General features: G+C 67.5%; 17 protein-coding genes, 1 tRNA gene and 1 pseudogene. 17 read left to right on the forward strand and 2 right to left on the reverse strand.

The annotated features are described in order from the left end of the window. The first annotated feature begins 265 nt into the window (after positions 1-265). From GBZ48_RS28105 to GBZ48_RS28130, 6 genes are all read left to right on the forward strand, one after another. Positions 266-763: a PaaI family thioesterase gene (locus GBZ48_RS28105; protein WP_246307518.1), complete on the forward strand. Its 498-nt coding sequence runs from the start codon at positions 266-268 to the stop codon at positions 761-763. A gap of 182 nt (positions 764-945) precedes the next feature. Then, positions 946-1,410, forward strand: coding sequence for a 50S ribosomal protein L13 (rplM, locus tag GBZ48_RS28110; protein WP_109075170.1), 465 nt, complete (start codon positions 946-948; stop codon positions 1,408-1,410). A gap of 2 nt (positions 1,411-1,412) precedes the next feature. Further along, a complete protein-coding gene (gene rpsI, locus GBZ48_RS28115; RefSeq protein WP_098737139.1) occupies positions 1,413-1,901 on the forward strand; it encodes a 30S ribosomal protein S9 in 489 nt (162 codons plus the stop codon). A 150-nt stretch (positions 1,902-2,051) separates the two neighbouring features. Then, a complete protein-coding gene (gene argC / locus GBZ48_RS28120) occupies positions 2,052-3,128 on the forward strand; it encodes an N-acetyl-gamma-glutamyl-phosphate reductase (protein ID WP_174474060.1) in 1,077 nt (358 codons plus the stop codon). 177 nt (positions 3,129-3,305) lie between these two features. Further along, a complete protein-coding gene (locus GBZ48_RS28125) occupies positions 3,306-3,842 on the forward strand; it encodes a gamma carbonic anhydrase family protein (RefSeq protein WP_174474061.1) in 537 nt (178 codons plus the stop codon). 170 nt (positions 3,843-4,012) lie between these two features. Next, positions 4,013-4,624 (forward strand): OmpA family protein, encoded by a 612-nt coding sequence (locus GBZ48_RS28130; protein WP_174474062.1) that lies wholly within the window; start codon positions 4,013-4,015, stop codon positions 4,622-4,624. A 136-nt stretch (positions 4,625-4,760) separates the two neighbouring features. Here the strand turns inward: GBZ48_RS28130 and GBZ48_RS28135 are convergent, their stop codons facing one another. Then, the gene (locus tag GBZ48_RS28135) at positions 4,761-5,435 is read right to left on the reverse strand and encodes a pyridoxamine 5'-phosphate oxidase family protein (protein WP_174474063.1); all 675 of its coding nucleotides are present in this window, start codon (positions 5,433-5,435) and stop codon (positions 4,761-4,763) included. Positions 5,436-5,568: 133 nt separating this feature from the next. Here GBZ48_RS28135 and pdxR point away from each other — a divergent pair, with 133 nt between their 5' ends. After that, positions 5,569-7,086, forward strand: a complete 1,518-nt coding sequence (gene pdxR / locus GBZ48_RS28140) for a MocR-like pyridoxine biosynthesis transcription factor PdxR (protein WP_174474064.1) — start codon at positions 5,569-5,571, stop codon at positions 7,084-7,086. On the opposite strand, the gene GBZ48_RS28145 is transcribed toward pdxR, so the two are convergent. Further along, positions 7,083-8,012, reverse strand: coding sequence for a glycosyltransferase (locus GBZ48_RS28145; RefSeq protein WP_174474065.1), 930 nt, complete (start codon positions 8,010-8,012; stop codon positions 7,083-7,085). The two genes, pdxR and GBZ48_RS28145, sit on opposite strands and share 4 nt — an antisense overlap. 282 nt (positions 8,013-8,294) lie before the next feature. On the opposite strand from GBZ48_RS28145, the gene treS reads away from it, so the two are divergent. The 10 genes and pseudogenes from treS (at position 8,295) to GBZ48_RS28190 (ending at position 25,607) form a co-directional block, all read left to right on the forward strand. Further along, complete coding sequence (treS, locus tag GBZ48_RS28150; protein WP_174474066.1) at positions 8,295-11,645, forward strand: maltose alpha-D-glucosyltransferase; 3,351 nt, start codon at positions 8,295-8,297, stop codon at positions 11,643-11,645. Between the two features lie 182 nt (positions 11,646-11,827). Then, on the forward strand, positions 11,828-14,116 hold the full coding sequence (gene glgB, locus GBZ48_RS28155) for a 1,4-alpha-glucan branching protein GlgB (protein WP_246307519.1): 2,289 nt from the start codon (positions 11,828-11,830) through the stop codon (positions 14,114-14,116). Between the two features lie 405 nt (positions 14,117-14,521). Beyond that, a complete protein-coding gene (gene glgX / locus GBZ48_RS28160) occupies positions 14,522-16,660 on the forward strand; it encodes a glycogen debranching protein GlgX (protein WP_174474068.1) in 2,139 nt (712 codons plus the stop codon). A 181-nt stretch (positions 16,661-16,841) separates the two neighbouring features. Next, on the forward strand, positions 16,842-17,924 hold the full coding sequence (locus GBZ48_RS28165) for a response regulator (protein ID WP_246307520.1): 1,083 nt from the start codon (positions 16,842-16,844) through the stop codon (positions 17,922-17,924). A gap of 121 nt (positions 17,925-18,045) precedes the next feature. Then, complete coding sequence (gene malQ / locus GBZ48_RS28170; RefSeq protein WP_174474069.1) at positions 18,046-20,235, forward strand: 4-alpha-glucanotransferase; 2,190 nt, start codon at positions 18,046-18,048, stop codon at positions 20,233-20,235. A 156-nt stretch (positions 20,236-20,391) separates the two neighbouring features. Continuing rightward, positions 20,392-20,465 (forward strand) — tRNA-Gln (locus GBZ48_RS28175). A 91-nt stretch (positions 20,466-20,556) separates the two neighbouring features. Continuing rightward, a pseudogene (locus GBZ48_RS37090) lies at positions 20,557-20,727 on the forward strand (DUF6538 domain-containing protein); the annotation flags it as partial. 27 nt (positions 20,728-20,754) lie between these two features. After that, positions 20,755-22,161, forward strand: coding sequence for a site-specific integrase (locus GBZ48_RS28180; protein WP_174474070.1), 1,407 nt, complete (start codon positions 20,755-20,757; stop codon positions 22,159-22,161). Between the two features lie 901 nt (positions 22,162-23,062). Further along, on the forward strand, positions 23,063-24,991 hold the full coding sequence (locus GBZ48_RS28185; RefSeq protein WP_246307521.1) for a sensor histidine kinase: 1,929 nt from the start codon (positions 23,063-23,065) through the stop codon (positions 24,989-24,991). Then, positions 24,981-25,607: a response regulator transcription factor gene (locus tag GBZ48_RS28190; protein WP_174474072.1), complete on the forward strand. Its 627-nt coding sequence runs from the start codon at positions 24,981-24,983 to the stop codon at positions 25,605-25,607. Before GBZ48_RS28185 ends, GBZ48_RS28190 begins: the two co-directional genes overlap by 11 nt. Positions 25,608-25,696: the final 89 nt, after the last annotated feature.

Consider the following 25,696-nt stretch of genomic DNA (forward strand, 5'->3'; position numbering starts at 1 on the left):
TGTGCGTCCCGCCCCGGTCCGGGCCGTCCTGCCCTCGGGCGCGTGGCGGGCCCGCCGCACGTCCCCCACCCCACCCCCCCCCGCCAGCCCTGCCTCCCCTCCTCCCACGGCGGGGGCGGAACCCACAGCGGCGGCCCCTGCCTCTCCCCCCGCTTCGTCCTCGGCCCCGGCGGAGACGAAGCCGGCCGAGTAGCACCATACTTGTCCGAATGGACGGGATGGCGCACAGTTTGGTGATCCAGCCAAGTTCACCGACAGAGGCCCCATGTCCGCCGCCGACCGTTCCGCCGCCGCTCCCGTTCCCGCCATGACCAGGGAGGAACTGGAGGATTTGATCCGCGAGGGGGTTCCCCTGGTCGGGAACTTCGGCATCGTCGTCGAAAGCCTGGGCGCTGGCACGATTCGCCTGCGCCTGCCCTACAAGGACGATTTCGTCCGTCCCGGCGGCACCGTCACCGGCCCGGCGATGTTCGGGCTGGCCGACGTGGCGCTCTATGGCGCGGTGCTGAGCCTGATCGGCCGGGTCGAGCTGGCGGTGACCACCAGCATGACCATCAACTTCCTGCGCCGCCCGCCTCCCGTCGCCATCTTCGCCGAAGCGCGCGTCCTGAAGCTGGGCAAGCGGCTGGCCTATGGCGAGATCCTGCTGTTCTCCGAAGGCGATCCGGAGCCGGTCGCCCATGTCACGGGAACCTATTCGATCCCGCCGCATGACCCCGTCACCGTTGCGGTATCCCATTACCGTGCCAACGAGGCCTCATAAAAAGTCATTGAAAATCAATGGGTTTGCGCACACGGTATCTAAATACCTTGCCCGCAAGTCGTTGATTCAAAACGGAAATTTTTCCGTTGACAGAGGCATGCTCCGGCCCGTAGAAAGCCGTCCGCTTCGGCGCCCCGGTATCGGCGGCCAGCCGATCCGTATTCGAAGAAACGAGTGTGGCGATGAAGACCTTCAATCTGAAGCCGACCGAGATCGAGAAGAAGTGGTACGTCGTCGACGCCGACGGCCTCGTTCTCGGGCGGCTCGCCAGCATCCTGGCGAACATCCTGCGTGGCAAGAACAAGCCGACCTACACCCCCCACATGGATTGCGGCGATAACATCGTCGTCATCAATGCGGAGAAGGTGAAGCTGACCGGCAACAAGCGCGACGCCGACATCTTCTACTGGCACACCGGTTATCCGGGCGGGATCAAGGGCCGTTCCAAGGGCCAGATCTTGGACGGCAAGTATCCGGAGCGTGTGATCGAGAAGGCCGTGGAGCGCATGGTTCCGCGCGGTCCGCTCGGCCGCCAGCAGATGACCCACCTCAAGGTCTATAAGGGTGCCACGCATCCGCACGATGCGCAGCAGCCGGTCGCCCTCGACATCGGCGCCCTGAACCCGAAGAATAAGCGGAGCGCGTAAGCATGGCCCAGGTCACCACCACCCTCTCCGGCCTTAAGGAACTGACGGGCGCCGCCGCCACCGCGACCGTCTCCGAGGAGCTCGCCGCTCCGAAGCTGGACGCCCAGGGCCGCGCCTATGCCACCGGCAAGCGCAAGGACGCCGTCGCCCGCGTGTGGATCAAGCCGGGCTCCGGCAAGGTCACCGTGAACGGCCGCGACCAGTCGGTCTACTTCGCCCGTCCGGTGCTGCGCATGATGATCGCCCAGCCGTTCGGCGTGACCGAGCGTTCGGAGCAGTTCGACGTCGTCGCCACCGTCGCCGGCGGCGGTCTGTCGGGCCAGGCCGGTGCCGTCCGTCACGGCATCTCCAAGGCGCTGACCTACTTCGAGCCGGCCCTGCGCCCGCCGTTGAAGGCCGCCGGCTTCCTGACCCGCGACGCCCGTACGGTCGAGCGTAAGAAGTACGGCCGCGCCAAGGCCCGCCGCAGCTTCCAGTTCTCGAAGCGCTAATCCCTACACGGGCCTGCTGCTTTACGGTACAAGCGAGGGGCGCCCCGAAAGGGGCGCCCCTTTCTTTTTGCGCTGTCATCGCGCTTTCGCTTATTCCGGATACAGGTTTCACCCGTCTTCAGATCGTCTTCAGCGAAGGACATTGCCTCCATGGCCTCGATCAGCATTCCGGGCAGCACTCCCGGCGGTTCGAAAATCCGCGTCGGCATCCTGGGCGCTTCCGGTTACACCGGCGCCGAACTGGTGCGCATGCTGCTGCGCCACCCGAATGTGGAGATCGCCGCGCTGACCGCCGAACGACAGGCCGGAAAGCCGATGGCGGAGGTGTTCCCGCATCTGGGCGGCTATGGCCTGCCCGATCTGGTGAAGATCGAAGAGCTGAAGTGGGACAACCTCGACTTCATCTTCTGCGCCCTGCCGCACGGCACGACGCAGGAGGTGGTCGCCGGCCTGCCGAGCGGGCTGAAGGTGGTCGATCTGTCCGCCGATTTCCGCCTGACCGACCCGGCCGAATACGCCACCTGGTACGGGCATGAGCACCGCGCCGTCGATCTGCAGAAGGAGGTCGCCTACGGCCTGACCGAGTTCAACCGCCAGGGCGTGCGCAAGGCGCGGGTGGTGGCGAACCCGGGCTGCTACCCGACCTGTTCGCTGCTGCCGCTGCTGCCGCTGCTGCTGGAGAACCAGATCGAGCCGGGCGGGATCATCATCGACGCCAAGTCCGGCGTGTCGGGCGCCGGCCGCGACGCCAAGCAGGCCAACCTCTTCACCGAAGTGTCGGAAGGCTTCAACGCCTATGGCGTCGGCAATCACCGCCACATGCCGGAGATCGAGCAGGAGTTGCGGCTGGCCGCCGGCCGTCCGGTCACCGTCTCCTTCACCCCGCATCTGGTGCCGATGAACCGCGGCATGATGGCGACCATCTATGTCCGCATGGCCGACGGCGTCACTGCCGACGACCTGCGGGCGACGCTGGCCGCCCGCTATGCCGACGAGCCCTTCGTCGGCGTGACCCCGGCCGGCGTGGTGCCGGCGACGCGCCATGTCCGTGCCTCCAACCACAATCTGATCGGCGTGGTCGCCGACCGCGCCCCGCGCAGTGCCATCATCGTGTCGGTCATCGACAATCTGGTGAAGGGCGCGTCGGGGCAGGCGATCCAGAACATGAATGTCATGATGGGGCTGGGCGAGACGACCGGGATCGATCAGGCGCCGCTTTTCCCGTAATCGGCTACCGCGAAAGGATAGGCAGGGGGCTGTGACAGCGTTGTGGCCCCCTGTCCGCACTGTTGCACAGAGGCACCAATCGGGATTTGCTTTGGCCTGTCAATGCGAAATCAGGTGGTGCCTTAAGCCTTACGGTGCTTCAATCCGGCCCGTCATGCACGACTTCGGTACGACCTGATGACTGGCCTTGTCCGCGCCTACAACGGCATCCTGCCCACCGTCGACCCGACTGCGTTCATCGCGGAAACGGCGGCGGTGATCGGCGATGTCGTGATCGGGGCGAACAGCAGCATCTGGTACGGCTGCACCGTGCGTGGAGACGTCAACGAGATCCGAATCGGCGCTCGCACCAACATTCAGGACGGCACCGTGATCCACGTGGCCTCCGAAGGGCAGGGCACCTACATCGGCGACGACATCACCGTCGGCCACATGGCGTTGCTGCACGCCTGCACGCTGGAAGACGGCTGCTTCATCGGCATGAAGGCCTGCATCCTGGATGGGGCCTATGTCGAGTCGCGGGCGATGGTCGCGGCCGGTGCTCTGGTGACGCCCGGAAAGCGGGTTACGTCCGGATTTTTGTGGGCCGGCAGCCCTGCTAGACCGGTTCGCGAGCTTACGGAAAAGGATCTCGCGGTTTTTCCTGTGCTAAGCCACCGTTATACGGATTTGGCAGAATCATACCGGAAAAGCTGCTATGGAAGTGGAGCATAGGTCAAGGTACAGGTACGGTTCGGCCGAACGGCTGAGGTGTCGGAACATCGCCGCACACCACATGTTGGGAAGGTCGCTGCCGCGCTTGCACGTGGGCTGATGCTTCGATTGATACGTTCATCCCCCGCAGGCACTCTGATGGGGAAGGGTTCTGGAAGGGAGTGAAGACAATGAAGACTATTGTTCGCGCGGGTCTGGCTGCCATCCCGGCCGCCATCGTCGCTTTCGGTCTGTCGGCGGCCGCCAATGCCCAGGACGCGAGCCTGGTCGGCAAGGGCACCCAGTGGTGCAACCCGGTCATCGGCTGGACCGGTCAGGTTGCGGAAGGCGTCGCCGCCCGCACCGCTGACGGCGGCTATGTCATCCATCAGGGCAGCTATCCGTGCCCGCCGGCCGCTGCCGCTCCGGCTCCGGCCGCCGTTGCCGCGGTCCAGAGCGAATATCTGGTGTTCTTCGACTGGGATAAGTCGAACATCACCCCGGCCGCCGATCGCGTGATCGGTGACGCGGTGTCGGCCATCCTGAAGAACGGTGGCGCCAAGATCCACGTCGTCGGCCACACCGACACCTCGGGTTCGCCGGCCTACAACCAGAAGCTGTCGGTCCGTCGCGCCGACGCGGTCAAGAAGGCCCTGGTCGCCAAGGGCATCCAGGCTGCCAACATCACGACCGAAGGCAAGGGCGAGAGCCAGCTGCTGGTCCAGACCGGTCCGAACGTCCGCGAGCCGTCCAACCGTCGTGCGCAGATCCTGCCGCGCCTGCTGAACGCTCCGTCGTCCTAAGGACGGTTGGCAGGGGGCCGCTCCGGGGGTTTCGGAACGGCCTTCCCGCCTGCGGGAGAAACCGCAAAGAAAAAGGCCGCGCCGGGCTTCCCGGTCGCGGCCTTTTTCTTCTCCAACTGTCAGCGTCGTCCGCGCCTCACCCCGCGGTCTGGGCCGGGTCCTGTTCCGGCTCGCCGGCGGTCAGCCGCAGGGGCACCACGCCTGCCCACACCGGGTGGGCCATATCCTCCGGATCGTCGGCGGGCGGGCCGGAGCGCCGCTTGGCCGACGCCTCGGCAATCGGGAAGGCCAGAACCGACGTGGCCTTCAGTTCCTGCACGTTGGGCGCCCGCACCTTGGCGCTGCGGCCGGGTTCGATCTTCTCCATCAGCGCATCGAGGGCGGTGCGCTTCTCCGTCTCTTCCGACACCAACCGCGGCCGGCCGAACAGTATGACCGAGCGGTAGTTGACGGAGTGATGGAAGGCCGAGCGTGCCAGCACCCAGCCATCGATCAGCGACAGCGTGATGCAGGCCTCACCCCCCTCCTGCAGCCGGCGGATCATCCGGCTGGACGAGGCGCCATGGATCATCAGCTCATCGCCCACCCGCCAGGGGACCGTCGGGATCACCATGGGAGAGGGGGCCCCATGGCCCTTGATGGCATCGTCGACGAAGCCGACGTGGCAGATCGGCGCCTCGTCGATGATGGCGTGGATCTGGGCGACGTCATGGCTGCCGCGGTCGCCCAGCCGCACCGGACGGGTGCGCGGCGTCTGTGCCAGAGCGGCGGAGGAAACGGAGGCGGCGGAATCGGTCGAAAGGCTGGTCATTGTCGTGCTCGAGGCCGGACTGTTGCGGTGATCCAGAATGGCCGGCAAAATGGCCCCCTCGAAAGGTCCGGAATGTCGATTTCACAGGGACCAATTCCAGAGACCGCTTTGCTTGACCTTCGCGAGGATCGCCATGGCACGTTCGGCACGTCCGGTTCTGTCCAGCCTGGGGCCGGTGGCGCTCGACCGGGACGGCGCGGAGCCGCTCCACCGCCAGCTCTACCGCGCCCTGCGTCAGGCGGTGCTGGACGGCCGCCTGCGTCCGGGGGAGCGCCTGCCACCCAGCCGGGCGCTCGCCACCGAATGGGCGCTGTCGCGCAACACGGTGGTCACCGCCTATGACACGCTGCTGGCGGAGGGGTATGTCACCGGACGGGTCGGCGCCGGCACCTTTGTCGCCGCCTCCCTGCCCGATGCGGCACCCGGCGGTATCTCAGGCCGTGACGAGGCGCGCCGGGGTGTCGGGCTGTCCGCCCGCGGCCGGGCTCTGGCGGAGGCGCCGTCCATCGCCCGCGACCGGGTGGGGCGGCCCTTTGCGCTCGGCACGCCGGACCTGGGAGCCTTTCCCTTCGCCCTGTGGGCGCAATTGATCGGCCGCTGCTGGCGCCATGGCGGGCGGGTGCTGGCGACGGAGCCGGACCCGCTGGGCTACGGCCCCTTGCGGGCGGAGATCGCCGCCTATCTGCGGGCGGTCCGCGCTGTGCGTTGCGAGCCGGAGCAGGTCGTCATCGTCTCCGGCGCACAGCAGGGATTGGCGCTGATGGCGCAGTTGCTGCTCGACCCCGATGACGAGGCCTGGGTGGAGGAGCCGGGCTGGCCCGGCAACCGCGCAGCCCTGCTGGGCGCCGGGGCGCGGCTGGTGCCGGTGCCGGTGGACGGGGAGGGCATCGACGTCGCCGCCGGCATGGCCCGCGGGGCCGATGCCCGGCTGGCGCTGGTCACTCCGTCCCACCAGTTCCCCCTGGGCGTGACGATGAGCCTCGCCCGCCGCCTGCGCCTGCTGGATTGGGCCGCAGCGCGCGACGCCTGGATCGTCGAGGACGATTACGACAGCGAGTTCCGCTATGCCGGCCCGCCGCTGGCCGCGCTCCAGGGGCTGGACGGTGCGGGCCGTGTCATCTATGTCGGCAGCTTCAGCAAGGTGATGTTCCCGGCGCTGCGGCTCGGCTATGTCGTGGTGCCGCCCGATCTGGTGGAGCCGGTGCGCGCCGCGCGGCGCCATTTCGACGGCGGGACCAGCGTGGTGCCGCAGGCGGCCCTGCACCGCTTCCTGGCCGATGGCCATTTCGCCTCGCACCTGCGGGCCATGCGCTCGCTCTATGCCGTCAAGCGCGCCGCCATCCTGTCGTCGGTCGAGGATGCCTTCGCCGGCTTCGCCACGGCCGAGGCGGGCGAGGCCGGCATGCATGTCCTGCTCCGCCTGCCACCGGGTTGTCCCGACCATGCCCTGGCCGAGCGCGCCGCCCGCATCGGCCTGACCACGCCGTGTCTGTCCAGCTATTACCGCACCGATAACCGGGCCGCCGCCAATACCGCTGACGCGGGCGCCGGCAACGGCTTCCTGCTCGGTTTCGCCGCTCATGATCCGGCGGCGCTCGACCGCGCGGTGCGCGATCTGGCGCGGCTGGCGGCCGACAGGCCGAAGGGCTAAACCGCCTCCGCCACCTGCTCCACCGCCGACACTTCCCAGGCCGGGTAGCGCAGGCTCAGCTGGTGGGGGCGGTCCTGCATGTCCAGCACCGGGCGCAGCACCGCCGGATCGGCGCGCATGGCGTCCTCGCCGGCCATATGGACGATGCCCAGCCGGCGGTTGGGCAGGAAATACTCCACCAGCTCCCGCCGGTCCGGGTTGAAGCGCCAGGGGCCGATGTAGTTGCACCATTCCGGCAGAAGCTCCACCGGCAGCCCGTCCAGATAGATGGCGCCGGCCATTGCCAGCTGGTCGGAGGTGAACAGCCGGCCCTTGCGCAGCACCCGCTTCTGCCAGCGTTGGAACGCTTCCCAATGCGGGGCGTCGGCCTTCAGCGCATAGGCGCCGGCATTCAGCGTCGGGCGGGTCGCCAGCGCCCGGCATTCCGCCGTGTCCAGGCCGGCGCGACTGGAATTCTTGTAGAGGATCGACCGCACCCGGGCGAAGCGGCCGAACAGCCAGTCCAGCCGCAGCTCCGTTTCCGAAAAGCGGCCGAACTGGGCGACGATGGCGAAACGGTTCAACGCCGCCCCCCGCCGCAGCATCTCCACCGCCTCCCAATCCTGCACCCAGGCGTCGGCGTCGATCCAGATCACCGTGTCGTAGCCGGGGAAGTAGGTCGGCAGGTGCAGCTTGGCGAGGTTGGCCTTCAGGTGGATGCGGTTGCGCAGCCTGTGCGCCGGGATGCTGACCGGCCAGGGCGGCGTCACCACCGCGGCACCCTGCGCCTTCAGGCCCGTGATCTGTTCGGGGGTGAGTCCGGCATCGACCACGCCGATGGGGCACTCCGCCGCCGGCTTCAATGCCCGCAACGAGGTGATCAGCTCGTGGATCAGCGGGCAGTAGCGGGAGTCGCCACCGGTCACGACGATGAAGGAACCAAGCATGGCTTACCTCGCACGGCATACGCCTAAAGCGGTATGTGCGGCCAAGCTGCCCACATAATCCTTCGGCGTCAATCCGTGTCCACTCCGGATTGCCGCGCATCCGAACGGAACTCCGGCACCCTCGCTGAATGTTGTACGCCAGGGTTCCCGCCGTCCCGCCTATCCGGAAGTCAGGGGTTGCCGGACGGCCGCTCGGGTGAAACCTTCGACCCTCTGGCTTGTTTCCGTCCCGTGTTCCCGCGACACGTGTTCCGTCAATCGCTTCTCGAAAGTGCTGGACTCATGATCGATCGGCAGGACCGGCTCTGGTACAAGGACGCCGTCATTTATCAGCTGCACATCAAGGCGTTCTTCGACGCCGATAATGATGGCATCGGCGATTTCGCCGGCTTGACCCAGAAGCTGGACTATATCCAGGAGCTGGGGGTGACGGCCGTGTGGCTTCTGCCCTTCTATCCATCGCCGCTGCGCGACGACGGCTATGACATCGCCGACTACACCTCGGTCAACCCGACCTACGGGAACCTGGATGACTTCCGGCGCTTCATGGAGGAGTGCCGCAAGCGCGGTCTGCGGGTCATCACCGAGCTGGTGATCAACCACACCTCCGACCAGCACCCCTGGTTCCAGCGCGCGCGGGAGGCGCCTCCGGGCTCCAACCACCGCGACTATTATGTCTGGTCCGACAGCGACCAGAAGTACCAGGGCACGCGGATCATCTTCTGCGACACGGAAAAATCCAACTGGACCTGGGATCCGGTTGCCAACGCCTATTACTGGCACCGCTTCTATTCGCACCAGCCCGACCTGAACTTCGACAATCCCGAGGTCCTGGAGGAGGTGCTGAAGGTGATGCGCTTCTGGCTGGACATGGGGGTGGACGGGCTGCGGCTCGACGCCATTCCCTACCTGAAGGAGCGCGAGGGCACCAACAACGAGAACCTGCCCGAGACGCACGACGTCCTGAAGGCGATCCGCGCGGCACTCGACGCCGAATACCCCGACCGCATGCTGCTGGCCGAGGCCAACCAGTGGCCGGAGGACGTGCTGCCCTATTTCGGCGATCCGGAGAAGGGCGGCGACGAATGCCACATGTCCTTCCACTTCCCGCTGATGCCGCGCATCTACATGGCGGTGGCGATGGAGGACCGGCATCCCATCGCCGACATCATGCGCCAGACGCCCGACATCCCGGCCGACTGCCAGTGGGCCATCTTCCTGCGCAACCACGATGAACTGACGCTGGAGATGGTCACCGACACCGAGCGCGACTATCTCTGGAACTTCTACGCCGCCGACCGGCGCATGCGGATCAACCTCGGCATCCGCCGCCGCCTCGCCCCGCTGCTGGAGAACGACCGCCGGAAGATCGAGCTGCTCAACAGCCTGCTGATGTCGATGCCCGGCACGCCGGTGCTCTATTACGGCGACGAGATCGGCATGGGCGACAACATCTATCTCGGCGACCGCGACGGTGTGCGCACGCCGATGCAATGGTCCATCGACCGCAACGGCGGCTTCTCGCGCGCCGATCCGGCGCGGCTCTACCTGCCGGCGGTGCTCGACCCGATCTACGGCTTCATGGCCGTCAATGTCGAGGCGCAGGCGCGCAATCCCTCCTCGCTGCTGAACTGGATGAAGCGGCTGGTTGCGGTGCGCAAGCAGCGCCAGAGCTTCGGCCGCGGCAGCTTCTCGCTGCTCTATCCCGGCAACCGCAAGGTCCTGGCCTATGTCCGCTGCCTGGAGACGGAAAACGGGTCGGAGATTGCGCTGTGCGTCGCCAACCTGTCGCGCTCGGCCCAGGCGGTGGAACTCGACCTGAAGAACTGGAAGGGCCGCATCCCGGTCGAACTGCTGGGCCGCACCGTCTTCCCGCCCATCGGCGATCTGCCCTATCTGCTGACCCTGCCGGCCTACGGCTTCTACTGGTTCGCGCTGACCGCCGAGGCGGAGCTGCCGACTTGGCACGAGACGCCGCCGGAGCCGGTGCCCGACCTGCTGACGGTCGTCGTCCGCGATGGCTGGCACAGCCTGACCACCGGCAAGGCGGCGGACGAGCTGGGCCGCGATGTCCTCCAGGGCTTCCTGCCGCAGCAGCGCTGGTTCTCCGCCAAGGACCGCCGCATCACCCGCTCGCACGTCACGCTCGCCGCCCAGCTTCCGGGTCCGGGCGAGGGCTTCATGCTGGTCCGGACGCAGGTCGGCCTCAGTGGGGTGGGGCTGGACGGCGACGCCGCCGACCAGAGCTATTTCCTGCCGATGGCGATGAGCTGGGAGGATGGCGCCGGCGGCACCGGCTGGCCGCTGCTGCCCTACACGCTGGCAAAGGTGCGGCGTGGGCCGCGGACCGGCGCCATCTACGATGCCGTGCAGGCCGACGGCTTCGCCCTGGCGCTGATCGAGGCGCTGCGGCGCGGCGACACGCTGAAGGCGACCGCCGGTGAGGACAGTATCCGCTTCACCGCGACCGAGGCGCTGACCGCCATCGAGCTGTCGCCGGAGCCCGAGGTGCGGCGCCTGGGTGTCGAGCAGAGCAACACCTCCGTCCTGGTCGACAGCCAGATCGTGCTGAAGGTGCTGCGCCGTCTGGTGGAGGGCGAGCATCCCGAGGTCGAGATGGGCCGCTTCCTGACCGAGGTCGGCTTCGCCAACACCCCGGCCCTGCTGGGCACGGTGGAACAGGTGGCGGCCAACGGCACGCCGACCGCGCTGGCGGTGGCGCAGGCCTTCGTCCGCAACCAGGGCGACGGCTGGGCCAGCACGGTGGAGCAGTTGGAGCGCCAACTGGAGGACATCCGCCTGGGCGTCGCCGGCACCACCGAGGACGCCGCCGAATCGGGCGAGCCCTTCGGCATGCATCTGGTGATGATGACCACGCTGGGGCAGCGCACCGCCGAACTGCACCGGGCGCTGGCACAGAGCACCGGCAAGCCGGCCTTCGAGCCGGAGCCGATCACCTCCGGCGATCTTTCGCTTTGGGCCGATGCCGTCCGCATCCAGGCCGAGGCCGCCTTCGCCGCCCTGCCGGGGACGCTCGACCGTCTGTCGGCCGAGGTGCGGACCGACGCCGAACAGCTGCTGGCCCGCCGGGCCGAGGCGATGGAGCGGATTTCGGCGCTGGCGTCGATGCCGGCCGGCGGCGTCAAGACCCGCATCCACGGCGACTATCACCTGGGGCAGGTCGTGCGGGCGCAGAACGACTGGTACATCCTCGACTTCGAAGGGGAGCCGGCCAAGACGCTGGAGGAGCGCCGCGCCAAGTCCAGCCCGTTGCGCGACGTGGCCGGCATGCTGCGCTCCTTCAACTATGCGGCCTGGGCGGCGCTGTTCCGCCTGGACAGCGCCGGCGAGGGCGCCAACAGCGGCGACAGCCCGGCGCTGGCCGCCGCCCGCGACTGGGAACGCCGCAGCGTCGAGTCCTTCCTCGACGGCTACCGCACAGCCATCGAGGGCTGCCCGGCCTGGCCGGAGGCGGAGAATACCGCGCGCGGCCTGCTGACCCTGTTCCTGCTGGAGAAGGCCTTCTACGAGATCGGCTACGAGGCGGCGAACCGCCCGAACTGGATCGGCATCCCGGTAAAGGGCGTGCTGGGCCTTCTCGACGATGCCAACGAAGCGGGCGCGAAGGAATAACCGGACAAATCCGCGGCGGGCATGGTGTGACGAAACCGCCGCGGGTATGTTCACGTCCGGAGAAGGCGTTCCGGCGTCGGCCGCCGTCCCCGCCCTCGCGGGGATGACGGCAATGGGACAGGTATGGTCCACGAGACGACAGAGCCTCCACGAAGAAGGGCACTTGGCCAATGGCGAGCGACATGACGACGGACACCCGCAAGGACCAGGCGCAGACCGGCGTCTCCGAAAGCCCGACCCCTGAGCAGCGTGTTGCCGACCGGCGGGCCGAGGCCCTGCGCGCGGCGGCTGATGCCATCGCGCGGGCCGACCATGGCGATCCCTTCGCCGTGCTGGGCATGCAGCAGGAGGCGCCCGGCCGTCCGGTGGAGGTCCGCGCCTTCGTGCCCGGCGCGGAAAAGCTGTGGGTGATCGACAGCGCCACCAGCGAACCGGCCGGCGAGGCCGAGCGCATCCACCCGGACGGCTTCTATCTCGCCGTGATGCCCGACCGGACGGAGCGTTTCCGCTACCGCCTGCGCGCCCAATACCCGCTGGCGACCCAGGAGTTCGAGGACGCCTATCGCTTCGGCAACATGCTGGGCGAGCTGGACGTCCATCTGCTGGCCGAAGGCACCCATCTGCGCAATTACGAGAAGCTGGGCGCCCACCCGCGCGAGGTCGATGGCGTGGCCGGCGTGGCCTTCGCCGTCTGGGCGCCGAGCGCCCGCAGCGTCAGCGTCGTCGGCGATTTCAACAACTGGGACGGCCGCCGGATGCCGATGCGCCGGCGCGTCGAGGTCGGCGTCTGGGAGATCTTCGTCCCCCACGCCCATGCCGGCCAGCGCTACAAGTTCGAGATCCGGGGCGCAGGCGGCAACCTGATGCCGGCCAAGGCCGATCCCTACGCCTTCCAGGCGGAGATGCGCCCGGCGACCGCCTCGGTCGTCCACGGCCTGTCGTCCTACGACTGGCGCGATCAGGACTGGCAGAGCCGCAAGCTCGCCGCCTCCGACCGCACCGCGCCGATCTCGATCTACGAGGTCCATCTCGGCTCCTGGGCGCGGGTGCCGGAGGAGGACAACCGCTTCCTGACCTATCAGGAACTGGCGGAGCGGCTGATCCCCTACGCCAAGGATATGGGCTTCACCCACATCGAGCTTCTGCCGATCACCGAGCATCCGTTCGACGGTTCATGGGGCTACCAGCCCATCGGCCTCTATGCGCCGACCGCCCGCCACGGCTCGCCGGAGGATTTCAAGGACTTCGTCAATGCCTGCCACCGCGCCGGGCTGGGCGTGCTGCTCGACTGGGTGCCGGGCCATTTCCCGACCGACCCGCACGGGCTGGGCAATTTCGACGGCACGCACCTCTATGAGCATGCCGACCCGCGCCAGGGCTTCCACCAGGACTGGAACACCCTGATCTACAATTTCGGCCGGACGGAGGTGCAGAACTTCCTGCTGGGCAACGCGCTGTTCTGGCTCGACCAGTACAAGCTGGACGGGCTGCGCGTCGATGCCGTCGCCTCCATGCTCTATCTCGACTACAGCCGCAAGGAGGGGGAGTGGGTCCCCAACAAGTTCGGCGGGCGCGAGAACCTCGAATCCATCGCCTTCCTCAAGCGGATGAACGAGCTGGTCTACGGCCAGCAGCCGGGCGCCATGACGGTGGCGGAGGAATCCACCTCCTGGCCGATGGTGTCGAAGCCCACATATCTCGGCGGTCTCGGCTTCGGCTATAAATGGAACATGGGGTGGATGCACGACACGCTGCACTACATGCAGAGCGACCCGATCCACCGCCGCTACCATCACCACCAGATGACCTTCGGGCTGATCTACCAGTTCTCCGAAAACTTCGTGCTGCCGCTCAGCCATGACGAGGTGGTCCATGGCAAGGGCTCGCTGATCAACAAGATGCCGGGCGACGACTGGCAGAAATTCGCCAACCTGCGCGCCTATTACGGCTTCATGTTCGCCCATCCCGGCAAGAAGCTGCTGTTCATGGGCGGCGAGTTCGCCCAGTGGCAGGAGTGGAGCGAGGCGCGGAGCCTGGACTGGCACCTGCTGGACCAGCCGATGCACCGCGGCATGCGCGACCTCGTGCGCGACCTGAACGGCCTCTACCGGGAGCTGGAGCCGCTGCACAAGACCGACTGCGACCCGTCCGGTTTCGAGTGGATCGAATCGAACGACAACGAGAACTCGGTCTTCACCTTCCTGCGCAAGGCCGACGAGTCCGGGCACATCGTCATCGCGGTGTGCAACTTCACCCCGGTGCCGCGCCAGGGCTACCGCGTCGGCGTGCCGCTTCCCGGCCGCTATGTCGAGCGGATGAACACCGACGATGCGAAATACGGCGGCAGCGGCGTCGGCAACCCCGGAGGCGGCGTCTATGCCGAGGAAATCCCCTGGCACGGCCGCACCCACTCGCTGGACCTGACCATCCCGCCGCTGTCGACGCTGATTTTGGAGAGGAAGGCGGAGTAGGGGAAGCGCCTTCTCCCAGGACGGGAGAGGGCGGCGCACGCGGCAACCCCTGCCATTGTTGCCAACCTCCCTTGACGACACCGGGGGGAGGCTTTCTTATTGGATCCCTTGCGTCTTTTCAGGGAACCGGTGAGGCGTGCGCTGGCTGACGGTCGACAGGACCCCTCTTCCCGCCATTGATGAGGCGATGCGAACCCGGCGGGCGAACCACAAGGCGCTGGGCTGCCGAAGGAGTGCGCGCACGGACATGGCTGTGCGGCAAGCGAACGGAACAGTGGAACACCTCCCGAAAACTGTTTCATCCTGTTCCAAACGTTCCATCCGCCGGCCTCCCGACCGGCGCCCCGCCGCATCGCTGGCCCTGACGATCGCCTCCACGACCTCCACCACACAGGCCGCCCGCTGATGCCCTCCACCCCCGCCCGCACCCCGGTCTGGCCCGGCAAGCCCAATCCGCTCGGCGCCACTTGGGACGGGTTTGGCGTCAATTTCGCGATCTTCTCCGCCCATGCCGAGCGGGTGGAGCTTTGCCTGTTCGACAAGACCGGCCAGCGCGAGGTGGAGCGGGTCACCCTGCCGGAACACACCGACGAGGTCTGGCACGGCTTCCTGCCCGACGCCCGGCCCGGCCTGCTCTACGGCTACCGCGTCCATGGGCCGTACGAGCCGGAGGAGGGGCACCGCTTCAACCCGAACAAGCTGCTGATCGACCCCTATGCCCGGGCGCTGTTCGGCGGCTTCAAATGGTCGGACGCCCATTACGGCTACCGGGTCGGCTCGACCAAGGAGGATCTGTCCTTCGACCGCCGCGACAATGCCCGCGGCATGCCGAAATGCCGGGTGGTTGACGGCGCCTTCACCTGGGGCCATGACCGCCACCGCCGGGTGCCCTGGACCGATACGGTTCTCTACGAGACCCATCTGCGCGGCTTCACCATGCGCCATCCGGATGTGCCCGCCCATCTGCGCGGCACCTTCGCCGGCATGTCGACCCAGAACGTCGTCGACTATCTGCGGGCGCTGGGCATCACCTCGGTGGAGTTCCTGCCGGTCCAGGCCGTCGCCGACGAACAGCATCTCGTCACCCGCGGCCTGACCAACTACTGGGGCTACAACACCATCGGCTTCTTCGCGCCGGAGCCGCGCTACATGAACACCGGCGTCCTGTCGGAGTTCAAGACGATGGTCGCCCGCCTGCACGAGGCGGGGATCGAGGTCATCCTCGACGTCGTCTACAACCACACCGCCGAAGGCAACCATCTGGGGCCGACCCTGTCCTTCAAGGGCATCGACAATCTCAGCTATTACCGGCTGATGCCGGACAGCCCGCGCTACTACATCAACGACACCGGCACCGGCAACACGCTGGATTTCAGCCACCCGCGCGTGATCCAGATGGTGATGGACAGCCTCCGCTACTGGGTGACGGAGATGCATGTCGACGGCTTCCGCTTCGATCTTGCCACCGTGCTGGCGCGGGAGCCCTACGGCTACGATCCGGGTTCGGGATTCCTCGACGCGGTTCGCCAGGACCCGGTGCTGGCCGACGTCAAGCTGATCGCCGAGCCGTGGGACGTCGGTCCCGGCGGCTATCAGGTCGGCAACTTCCCGCCGGGCTGGGCGGAGTGGAACGACCGCTACCGCGACACCGTGCGGCGCTACTGGCGCGGCGACGACGGCATGCTGCCGGAACTGGCCGGGCGCATCGCCGGCTCCGCCGACCTGTTCGAGAAGCGCGGGCGCCGCCCCTGGGCCAGCGTGAACTTCATCACCGCCCATGACGGCTTCACCCTGCACGACCTCGTCTCCTACAACGACAAGCACAACTGGGCGAACGGCGAGGAGAACCGCGACGGCCATTCCTCCAACTGCTCGTGGAACCATGGGGTGGAGGGGCCGACCGACGATCCCGCGGTGACCGGGCTGCGGGCCCGGCAGAAGCGCAACATGCTGGCGACGCTGATGCTGTCGCAGGGCACGCCGATGATGCTGGCCGGCGACGAGCTGGACCACAGCCAGGACGGCAACAACAACGCCTATTGCCAGGACAACGACATCACCTGGCTGGACTGGAGCAAGCGCGACGGGGCGCTGGTGTCCTTCGTCCGCCGGCTGATCGCGTTGCGCCGCATCCATCCGGTGCTGCGCCGGCCGCTCTTCCTGCATGGGCGGGAGGTGGCGGAAAACGGGCTGAAGGACATCGTCTGGTACAATGCCCAGGGGGTCGAGAAGACCGCCGAGCATTGGCGCAACACCCAGGCGCGCTGCATCGTCCTGCTGCTGAACGGCCGCGCCGGCACCCATGTCGGCCCGGACGGTCAGCCGCTGTCCGACGGCGTCCTGCTGATCGTGCTGAACGCCCATGCCGACACCCTGGCCGTGACCCTGCCCGACGTGCCGGGTGGCCGGGGCTGGCGCTGCGTGCTCGACACCCGCATCGACGACGGGGCGGGGGACGAGCGCATCCATCTGGCCGGTCGGTCGGCGCTGGTCGACGGGCGCACGGTCCTTGTCTTCACCCTGGTGGAGCAGGCGGGGATGTGACGGGTCGGACAGGAGAGATGGGCGGAAGACATGGGCAGGAGACAGGCCATGCGGTGCCCTGCGATCCTTTGCCCACTGTCCCTCTCCCGGGCGGAGATGCTACCGCGACGGGCGGAGACAACGTGTGTTACGCTGTGCGGCGCGTTTCCGTCACAGCCGCAGCGGAGCTTCGGGTAGGACGATGCCGGATTACGATTTCTCGCAGGTCGACGCCGCGATCATCGACAGCCAGCTCAACACCGCGCGCGTGTTCCGCGACGTGCTGATCCGGCTGGGCTTCCGGCGGGTGGAACTGTTCGATTCGGTGAAGGCCGCCGCCGGCCTGCTGGGATCCGTCATGCCCGATCTGGTGCTGGTCGATGCCGACGGCGAGGATTCCGAGGCCTTCCATTTCATCCGGGCCCTGCGCAACGAACCGACGGTGCCCAACCCGTTCGCCTGCGTCATCGTCACCACCTGGGCGCCGACCCCGGCGCTGCTGACCCGCGTCACCAATGTCGGCGGCGACGATCTGCTGATGAAGCCGGTGTCGCCGAAGCAGGTGCGCGACCGCATCGTCAGCCTGATCGAGGCGCGCAAGGGCTTCGTCGTCACCGCCGACTACATCGGGCCCGACCGCCGCAAATCGCCGCGCGAAGGGGCGCAGGTCCCGGTTCTGGACGCACCCAACACTTTGAGGTTGAAGGCGACCGGCCAATGGACGCAGTCCGGCGCCCGCATGCTGCTGAACGAGGCGGTCGCCACCGTCACCACCCAGAAGCGGCTGCGCGCCAGCATCCAGGTCGCCTTCCTGGTGGAATTCGCCCTTGTCGGCCTGGCGCGTCAGGCTCCGGACCGCATGTCCATCGACCATGTCGGCCGCATCGGCGGCTTCCTGGACGATTTGCTGCGCCGGCTGGGCGACGATGGCGACCATGCCCCCGTCGAGGCGGTCGCCCGTGCGATCAAGACACTGGCCGACAAGGTGCGCGCCGCCGCCGAAACCGGTCCGGTTGCCGCCGACGACCGCGACCAGTTGCAGGCGCTGTCCCGCGCCCTGATGCAGGCCGTCGATCCCGACCGCGCGCTGGAGGCGATGACGCACGAAGTGTCGTCGGCCGTTGCCGGCTACCGCAGCCGGCTGGAGCAGATCGCCCAGGCCAAGGCCGCCGCTGCGGCGGCGCTGACGGCCTCCACCGCCGCGGCCGACGAGGGCGCAAACGAGCCCGTCGCAATGTCCACCCCGTTGCCGGCTGCCGCCGGCACGGCCCTGTCCGCCGGCTGATTGGAGCCGGCTGATTGGGGAGCGCCGATGGCATAGGCCGCCGTGCGGCATTGACGCCGGCCGTTGCCGCCCCAATCCCTAAGCCCCACCCTTCCTTTCGTACAACCCGCGGGGACCCTGCATGAGTGATCTCGACCGGCTGGCCGATCTGCTTGGACTTGAACCCCACTATCACGACATCTGGGGCAACCGGCGGGAGACGTCCGCCGCCACCAAGCGGGCGCTGATCGCCGCCATGGGGTTGCAGGCCGCCACGGATGAGGAGGTCGCCGACAGCCTGCGTACGGTCGAACGCCGATCCTGGAGCCGTCCGCTGCCGCCGGTCCTGATCAGCGGGGAAGGGCAGGGGATCGGTCTGGAGGTCGCCCTGCCGGCCGGGCTGGACGAGGCCGCGCTGGTGTGGGAGCTGACGCCGGAGGGGGGAACCGCCCAGGGCGGCCGTGTCGCGGTCCGCGACCTGCCCGTCACCGACCGCACCGCCCTGGACGGTACGGCCTATGAGCGCCGTGCGCTGGGCGCCCTGCTGCCGGTGTCCCTGCCCATCGGCTATCACCGGCTGGACCTGCATGTGGAAATCGCCGGCGGGACGGGGCCGTCGGGCTCCACCACCCTGATCGTGGCGCCCGAGCGCTGCGTGACGGTGGAGGAGATGGTGCCGGCCGGCCGCAGTTGGGGCATCGGCTTGCAGGTCTATTCGCTGCGGTCGGAGCATGACTGGGGCATGGGCGATTTCGCCGACCTCGCCGGCTTCGCCGAAGTCGCCGGGCGGCTGGGCGCCGGGCTGGTCGGGCTGAGCCCACTGCATGCCCTGTTCCCGGCGGACCCCAACCACATCGGCCCCTATTCGCCGTCCAGCCGCCAGTTCCTCAACATCCTTTACATCGACCCGGCCGCCGTTCCCGAATTCGCCGGTGCCGACGATCTGCAGACCCGGATCGCGGATCCCGCCTTCCAGACGGCGCTGGCGTCGGCCCGGCAGGCGGAGCTGGTCGACTACCCCGCCGTCGCCGCGCTGAAGCTGCCGCTGCTGGAGGCTCTGCACGCCCGCTTCCGCAGCCTCCCCGACGACCACCCGCGCAAGGTCGCCTATGCCGCCTTCCGGCAGGACATGGGGGCGGCGCTGGACCGCCAAGCCCTGTTCGATGCCCTGCATGAGCATTTCTTCCGCCAGGATTCCGCACAGTGGATGTGGCGGAGCTGGCCGGCCGCCTTCCAGGACCCGCAGAGCGCCGAGGTGGCGGATTTCGCCGCAACGCATGCCGACCGCGTCGATTTCTTCGCCTGGGCACAGTTCGAGGCCGACCGCCAGCTGGGCGAGGCTGCGGCACGCGGGCGGTCCGCCGGCCTCGCCATGGGCTTCTACCGCGACCTTGCCGTTGCCGCCCACCCCGGCGGCGGCTCCGCCTGGGCCGATCCGGCGATGCTGGTGCAGGGCGCCAATGTCGGAGCCCCGCCCGACCAGTTCAACATGAACGGCCAGAACTGGGGCTTGGCGCCTTTGTCGCCGCTGGGCCTGCGCGAGTCCGCCTATCGCCCCTTCATCGAGCTGCTGCGCGCCAACATGCGCCATGCCGCCGCGCTGCGCATCGACCATGTGATGGCATTGCAGCACCTGTTCTGGATTCCGGAGGACGGCAGTCCCGGCGCCTATGTGGCCTATCCCTTCCACGACCTGCTGCGCATCGTGGCGCTGGAGAGCCGGCGCAACCGGTGCGTCGTGATCGGCGAGGATTTGGGCACCGTGCCGGACGGTTTCCGCCCGGCCTTGGAGCAGGCCGGCATTCTCAGCTACCGCGTGCTCTATTTCGAGCGCACCGCCGACGGCGGCTTCAAGTCCCCCGCTGAGTATCCGGCCGGTTCGATGGCGACGGTCAGCACTCATGATCTGGCCCCCTTCAAGGGCTTCTGGACCGGTCGCGACCTCGACTGGCGCAAACGGCTGGGCCTTTATCCCGACGATGCCAGTCGCGACAAGGACCGCTGGGACCGCGGCGTCGACCGCTGGCGCCTGTTGCAGGCCCTGTCGCGGGAGGGGTTGCGCCCGGACAGCTATCCCACGGAGGACGGCGAGCAGCCGTTCCGCGTCGAGCTGTCCGCCGCTGTCCACGCCTATCTGTCGCGCACGCCATCTCGCATCGTGATGGTTCAGATCGAAGATGCGCTGGCCGATGACGAGCAGCCCAACCTTCCCGGCACGGTGGACCAGCACCCAAACTGGCGCCGCCGTCTTCCCCGCAAGCTGGAGGAGTTGGAGGTTGACGAAGACCTTCGCCACATCGTCGCCCCGATGACCGGCATCGTTCCGCGATGACGACAACCGCCGCCGGCCTGGGGAAAACCGGGCCGGCGGCGGCGGTTGGAAAAAAATGCATCCGGAGCGAAAAAAGCTCTTCACAGCCCGGCACATGGTCGCTATAAACCCGCCCACACCACGGGGCACGGCGAACGAGCCGCCCCGGTGACGGTCTGGGGGATCGTCTAGCGGTAGGACAGCGGACTCTGACTCCGCCAGCCTAGGTTCGAATCCTAGTCCCCCAACCATTTTCCCGGATTTCCTCAAGTAATTGCTGATGACTCTGGCGATGTGGGCAACATAGCCCAAATCGCTGCCACACTTTCGAGTGGAGCGGTCATGCAGCACATCTGTCGGCGGGCCGGTACTTACCATTTTCGCCGTCGAATTCCTCTTCGCCACCAGCCTGTGTTGGGCGGCAAGGCGGAGATTTATAGGTCGCTCGAAACATCGAGCCCGCGCGATGCCGCGATCAGGTCCCGTCTACTTTACGTTGAAAGCGAACGCCTCTTCGCTGCCCTTGACCGGGAGCCCGGGTTGGCGGTCGATGCCGCCAGGCAGCTGATGCGGGACTTGGTCGGCCCCGCTGCGTGGGTTCACATGAACCCGATGCTGCGGCGGTCGTTGGACCCGACCCCGCCGCCGGGCCTCTCTCCGGTACCGTGCGAACTTGGCGGGGCGGCGATGGAAATGACAGCCGCCGTCCATGTCGGCGTCCTCGATCCTCCCAAGCCATCGGCGGAGGCCGCGCGGCAATCGGTGGCCGTCGCGGTCGAGAACCCGTCGGCGCCCGCCAATCCTCCTCCGGCCGCGTCGCCCGCTGCGCCGCCTGCCGACGGAAAGCCGCCCTCGAGCGCCACCTTGGCCGCTCCGCTCTTCGGCGCGCTGGCCGAGCCCCATGTCGAGCACATGCTGGACACCGGTGCCTGGAGCGCCCAGCAGACCGCGCTGCAAACCCGCGCCACCTTCCGTCTGTGGATCGAGTTCCACGGTGATCGGCCGGTTGACGCCTACAGCCGACGCGATGCCTCGGCCTTCATGGAAGCCCTGCGGAAGCTGCCCCGGATGCACGGCCGGTCGCCCCTGTTCAAAGGCACGATGCGCCGGAACATCGAGGCGGCCGAGCGATTGGCGGTGAGGGGAAAAGGACAGCCCCTGCTGACGATGAAGACGATCAAGCGTCACATGAGCGCGCTGCACGGCTACTGGGACTGGCTCCGGCAGCACGGGCATCATGAGTTCGCCTCCAATCCCTTCGCTGGTTTCGATTTTCCCAGCAGCAAACCCGCGTCCGAGCAGCGCTCGATGTGGGAGGACGCCGACCTGAAGCGGCTGTTCACGTCGAGGATCTGGGTCGGCCCTGACGTGGACAGGTGGAGCGCCGCCTACTGGTTGCCGCTGATCGGCCTGTTGACCGGGATGCGGCTCGAGGAGATCGCGCAGCTGCACACCGCCGATGTCAAGCAGCGGGACGGCATCGACTTCTTCCTGGTCCATGCCGAGGACGAACGGCGGACCAAGAACGCGAACTCGGTGCGCGAGGTGCCGATCCCCGGCGCGCTCGTCGCCCTGGGCTTCATGAAGCTGGTCGCTGAGCGGCGCCGCACGAACAGCAAGCGGCTTTGGCCGGACCTGAGCGGCCAGGGGCCGGATCGGCGGCTGGGCGCTTACTACACGCGGCGCTTCACCGAGTACCGCCGCGAAATCGGGATCTACAAGCCTGGCGTCGACTTCCACAGCCTGCGCGGCACCTTCGAGACGCTGGTGCTCAACGCGGGCGCCAGCCCGGTCTTCGTGAAGGCGATCATGGGCCACAGCACCTCGGACCTCCTGGGCGAGGGCAGCCGGTACCTGAAGCACGTCACGCTGAAGAACAAGCTGGAGACGATGAACATGCTCAGGCTGGGTGTCGACCTCGGGCACCTGCTGCCATCGACGAGATGAGCGGAGCAGCGACGGCTGGGAGAGGATAATTGCACCGTACCGGTGCCGCGGATTACCGGCAAAATACCGTACGGTGCCGGGCCTTTACCGGCACCATACGGTGCTCCCGCGACGGCAGGAGCTTCTTGATGATCTGTTTCACGGCAGGCAGAACCTGTTGCACGGCTTCGGAAAAGTGTTGCACGGCTCCGGAAAGTTGATCCATTCGGCCGCTAACCCTTTGTTTTGGCGTCAGGATCTCATACGGCGGCTATCCAGGGCTTGCGGGAGTTCCCCAGGCGGCTCCGTGGACGGTCGATCTCGGGCACGTGCCTGCCGGGCTCTTTGAGCGGCTGATTCCGTTGACCTGGGCGTCCACATTCTATGGCGAAATTCGTGGACAGCGTGGCCGCGGCCGTCCCGGTTTGGTTGGTTGCCTGGGCGAGGGCATGGTTCACTTCGACTCCGGAGATCCCCAGGGTCGAGCGTAACGCCGCGATTCCGCCCGAGGATCACCGGAACCGGCCCAGTGAATCACTTTTCCTCGGCCGCTGTAGCCGATTTCCTGGACGCCGGGTGCCGATCCGGAAACTCGGAAAAAGTGATTCATGGACGGGTGTAACGTGATTCTGGATCTAGGAGTAACGGGGGGACGACGTTACCCCGGCCGGGTCATCGGTGAGTTCATGACGTCCTGAAGCGGCCGCGCCGACGGCCCTCGCGCCATGGATTCTGGGAAATCGGGTGGCGTAGCGGCTTCTTGACCTGCGTCAGGGTTGCCGTCGCCGACCTGCGCTATCTATCCGGCGACCGTTGCGCTCCCAGGAGCGCCAGTAAGCTGCCGAACAGTGATTTGGGGTTGGCTTCGTTGATGGCTAAGGTGGGTGACAGGCTCGGCAGCCGGAAGGGTTCTCCGCTCTCCATGTTCCTCCGCCCCGTTGTCGGTTCGCTTGCAATGGCGGCCTGCTTGGCCGTTTCTTCGGCTGAGGGAGCGAAATCGGCGCCCGAACCACCAATCCGGGTTGGTGTGCTGGCCTACCGCGGCGGCGACCACGCGAATGCTGTCTGGGAGCCCACCATCCGTTATCTGGCCGGGCGGTTTCCCGGTCGCGGCGCAGAGATGGTGCCGCTGGACCTGTCTGGAATGGATACCGCCGTGCAGAACCGCACCGTGGACTTCGTCCTGACCAACACCGGCAACTATGTTGAGCTCGAGGGGCGCTATGGCATCGCCCGCATCGCTACTCTTCATTCCTCCCGCGCCGGGGCGTCGGGGGCGTCGGTCGGCTCGACGCTGATTGTCCGCTCCGACCGAACCGACATCCGGGACCTCGGCGATCTCAAGGGGCGGACGGTCCTGGCCAGCGATCCCGACGCCTTCGGCGGCTTCCAGGTCGCCTGGGGGGAGATGATCAAGGCCGGGATCGATCCCTACCGCGACCTGAAGAACCTCGGTTTCTCCGGCTTCCCGCTGGATCGCATCGCCTTCGCGGTGCGCGATGGTGAAAGCGACGTCGGCGTGCTGCGGGCCTGTCTGCTGGAGGAACTGGCGGCCGAGGGGCGGATCGATCCCGGGCAATTCAGGGTTCTGGCGCCCAGGACTCCCCCCGGCTTTGACTGCGCCGTTTCCACGGACCTCTATCCAGACTGGCCCCTGGCCCGGCTTGCCTCAACGCCGGAGGTACTGGCGAAAGCGGTGGTCGTCGCCCTGTTCCAGATGCCCGAGAACGACCCGGCGGCGGAAGCTGGGGGGTATGTCGGCTGGACGGTGCCGCTCGACTACCAGCCCGTCCACACTCTGTTCCGCGCGCTGCGCATCGGACCGTACCGATACCTACGCGAGATTTCCCTGCTCGACATCGCCCGCGAGCACTGGGAGTGGCTCGCCCTCGGCGCCCTGGCGCTGCTGTGGTGGGCGATCCATTCGCTTCGTGTTGAGCACCTGATCAAGGTGCGTACGGCGGAACTGCATGCAGCCAACCGCAGTCTGCTGCATGAGATGGCTGAGCGCCGCAGGGCGGAGGAGAACGCCCGTGACCGGCAGAAGGACATGGACCACGTCGCCCGCCTGTCCATCCTGGGCGAGATGGCCAGTAACCTTGCACATGAGCTCAACCAGCCGCTCGGGGCCATCGCCAATTACGCCCGCGGCTGCACCCGGCGGCTGGAAGCGGGGACCAGCGATCCGATGCAACTGGTAGAAATCACGCGGGCCATCGCGGACCAGGCGGACCGGGCCGGGCGGATCATCGCGCGCATCCGGGACTTCGTGCGGAAGCGCGCGCCCCAGCTGGAGCCGATGGATGTCAACGACTGTGTCCATGCCGCCGTCGCCTTGTGCCAGGGGCAGGCAAGCAATGGCAATGCCGCCATCTCTCTGAGCCTTGCCGATGATCTGCCGCCTGTGCTGGTCGACCGCATCCAGATCGAGCAGGTCATCCTGAACTTGGTCAAGAACGCCTTGGACGCTATGGCGGAAACCCAACCCGGCGGCGCCGGTGAGGCCGTGCGCGTCGTGAGCATCCGCACAGCCCGGGACCGGGATGGCCGGGTCGAAGTCGGGGTGGCTGACCGCGGCCACGGGCTGACGGCTGAAGCGAAGGGACGCCTGTTCGAGCCTTTCTTCACCACCAAGTCCGGCGGCATGGGATTGGGGCTGTCGATCTGCCGGACCATCGTGGAGGCACATGGTGGTCATCTATGGGCGACCGACAATCCGGGCGGCGGCACCGTGATGCGGTTCGTGCTGCCCGCCGCAGGTCCGGCAACGAGTCCGATGTGTCCTACGGCAAGCCCTTCGACGGCCGATGAGCCGCCGGTCGTGACAGAGGAGCGAAACCATGACCGCTGATCCGAAGTCCGCGGACGCATCCCGGACTGTTTACGTCGTCGATGACGATCGCGCGATGCGGCACTCGCTGGCGTGGCTGATCGGCGCACTCGGGGTGTCCGTCGAATCCTTCGGGTCTGGCGAAGAGTTCCTGCGCGCGGTCCGCCCCGACCGGCCCGGCTGTCTCGTCACCGACGTGCGCATGCCGGGGATGAGTGGCCTGGAGTTGCAGGACACGCTCGCGCGGGCCGGATCGCTGCTGGCTGTGGTGGTCATCACGGGTCACGGCGACGTGCCGATGGCCGCCCGCGCGTTCCGTGGCGGCGCCGTCGACTTCATCGAGAAGCCTTTCAACGATCAGCTGCTGCTCGACCGCGTCCACGAGGCACTGGAGACGTCGATGCGGGCTTGGGCGGTGCACGCTCGCAAAGCCGAGGTCCGGTCGCTTCTGGCGCGCTTGACGCCACGGGAGCGGCAGGTCGCCGACCTCGTGGTGGCGGGCAAGCTCAACAAGGTGATCGCCGCCGAGATCAACCTCAGCCCCAAGACGGTCGAGCTCCACCGTCACAACGTCATGGAAAAACTGGAGGTCGGCTCCGTCGCCGACCTCACGCGGCTGCTCATCGAAGCGGAGTGACGCCTCGTCCTTCAGGGCGAATCCCTGCGGCTGCGACACGTCGTCACTGGGGAAGATCCTAGAAAGTCTAGGAAACCTCCCAGTGGGTG

The sequence above is a fragment of the Azospirillum melinis genome, assembly GCF_013340935.1.
GTDB lineage: Bacteria > Pseudomonadota > Alphaproteobacteria > Azospirillales > Azospirillaceae > Azospirillum > Azospirillum melinis.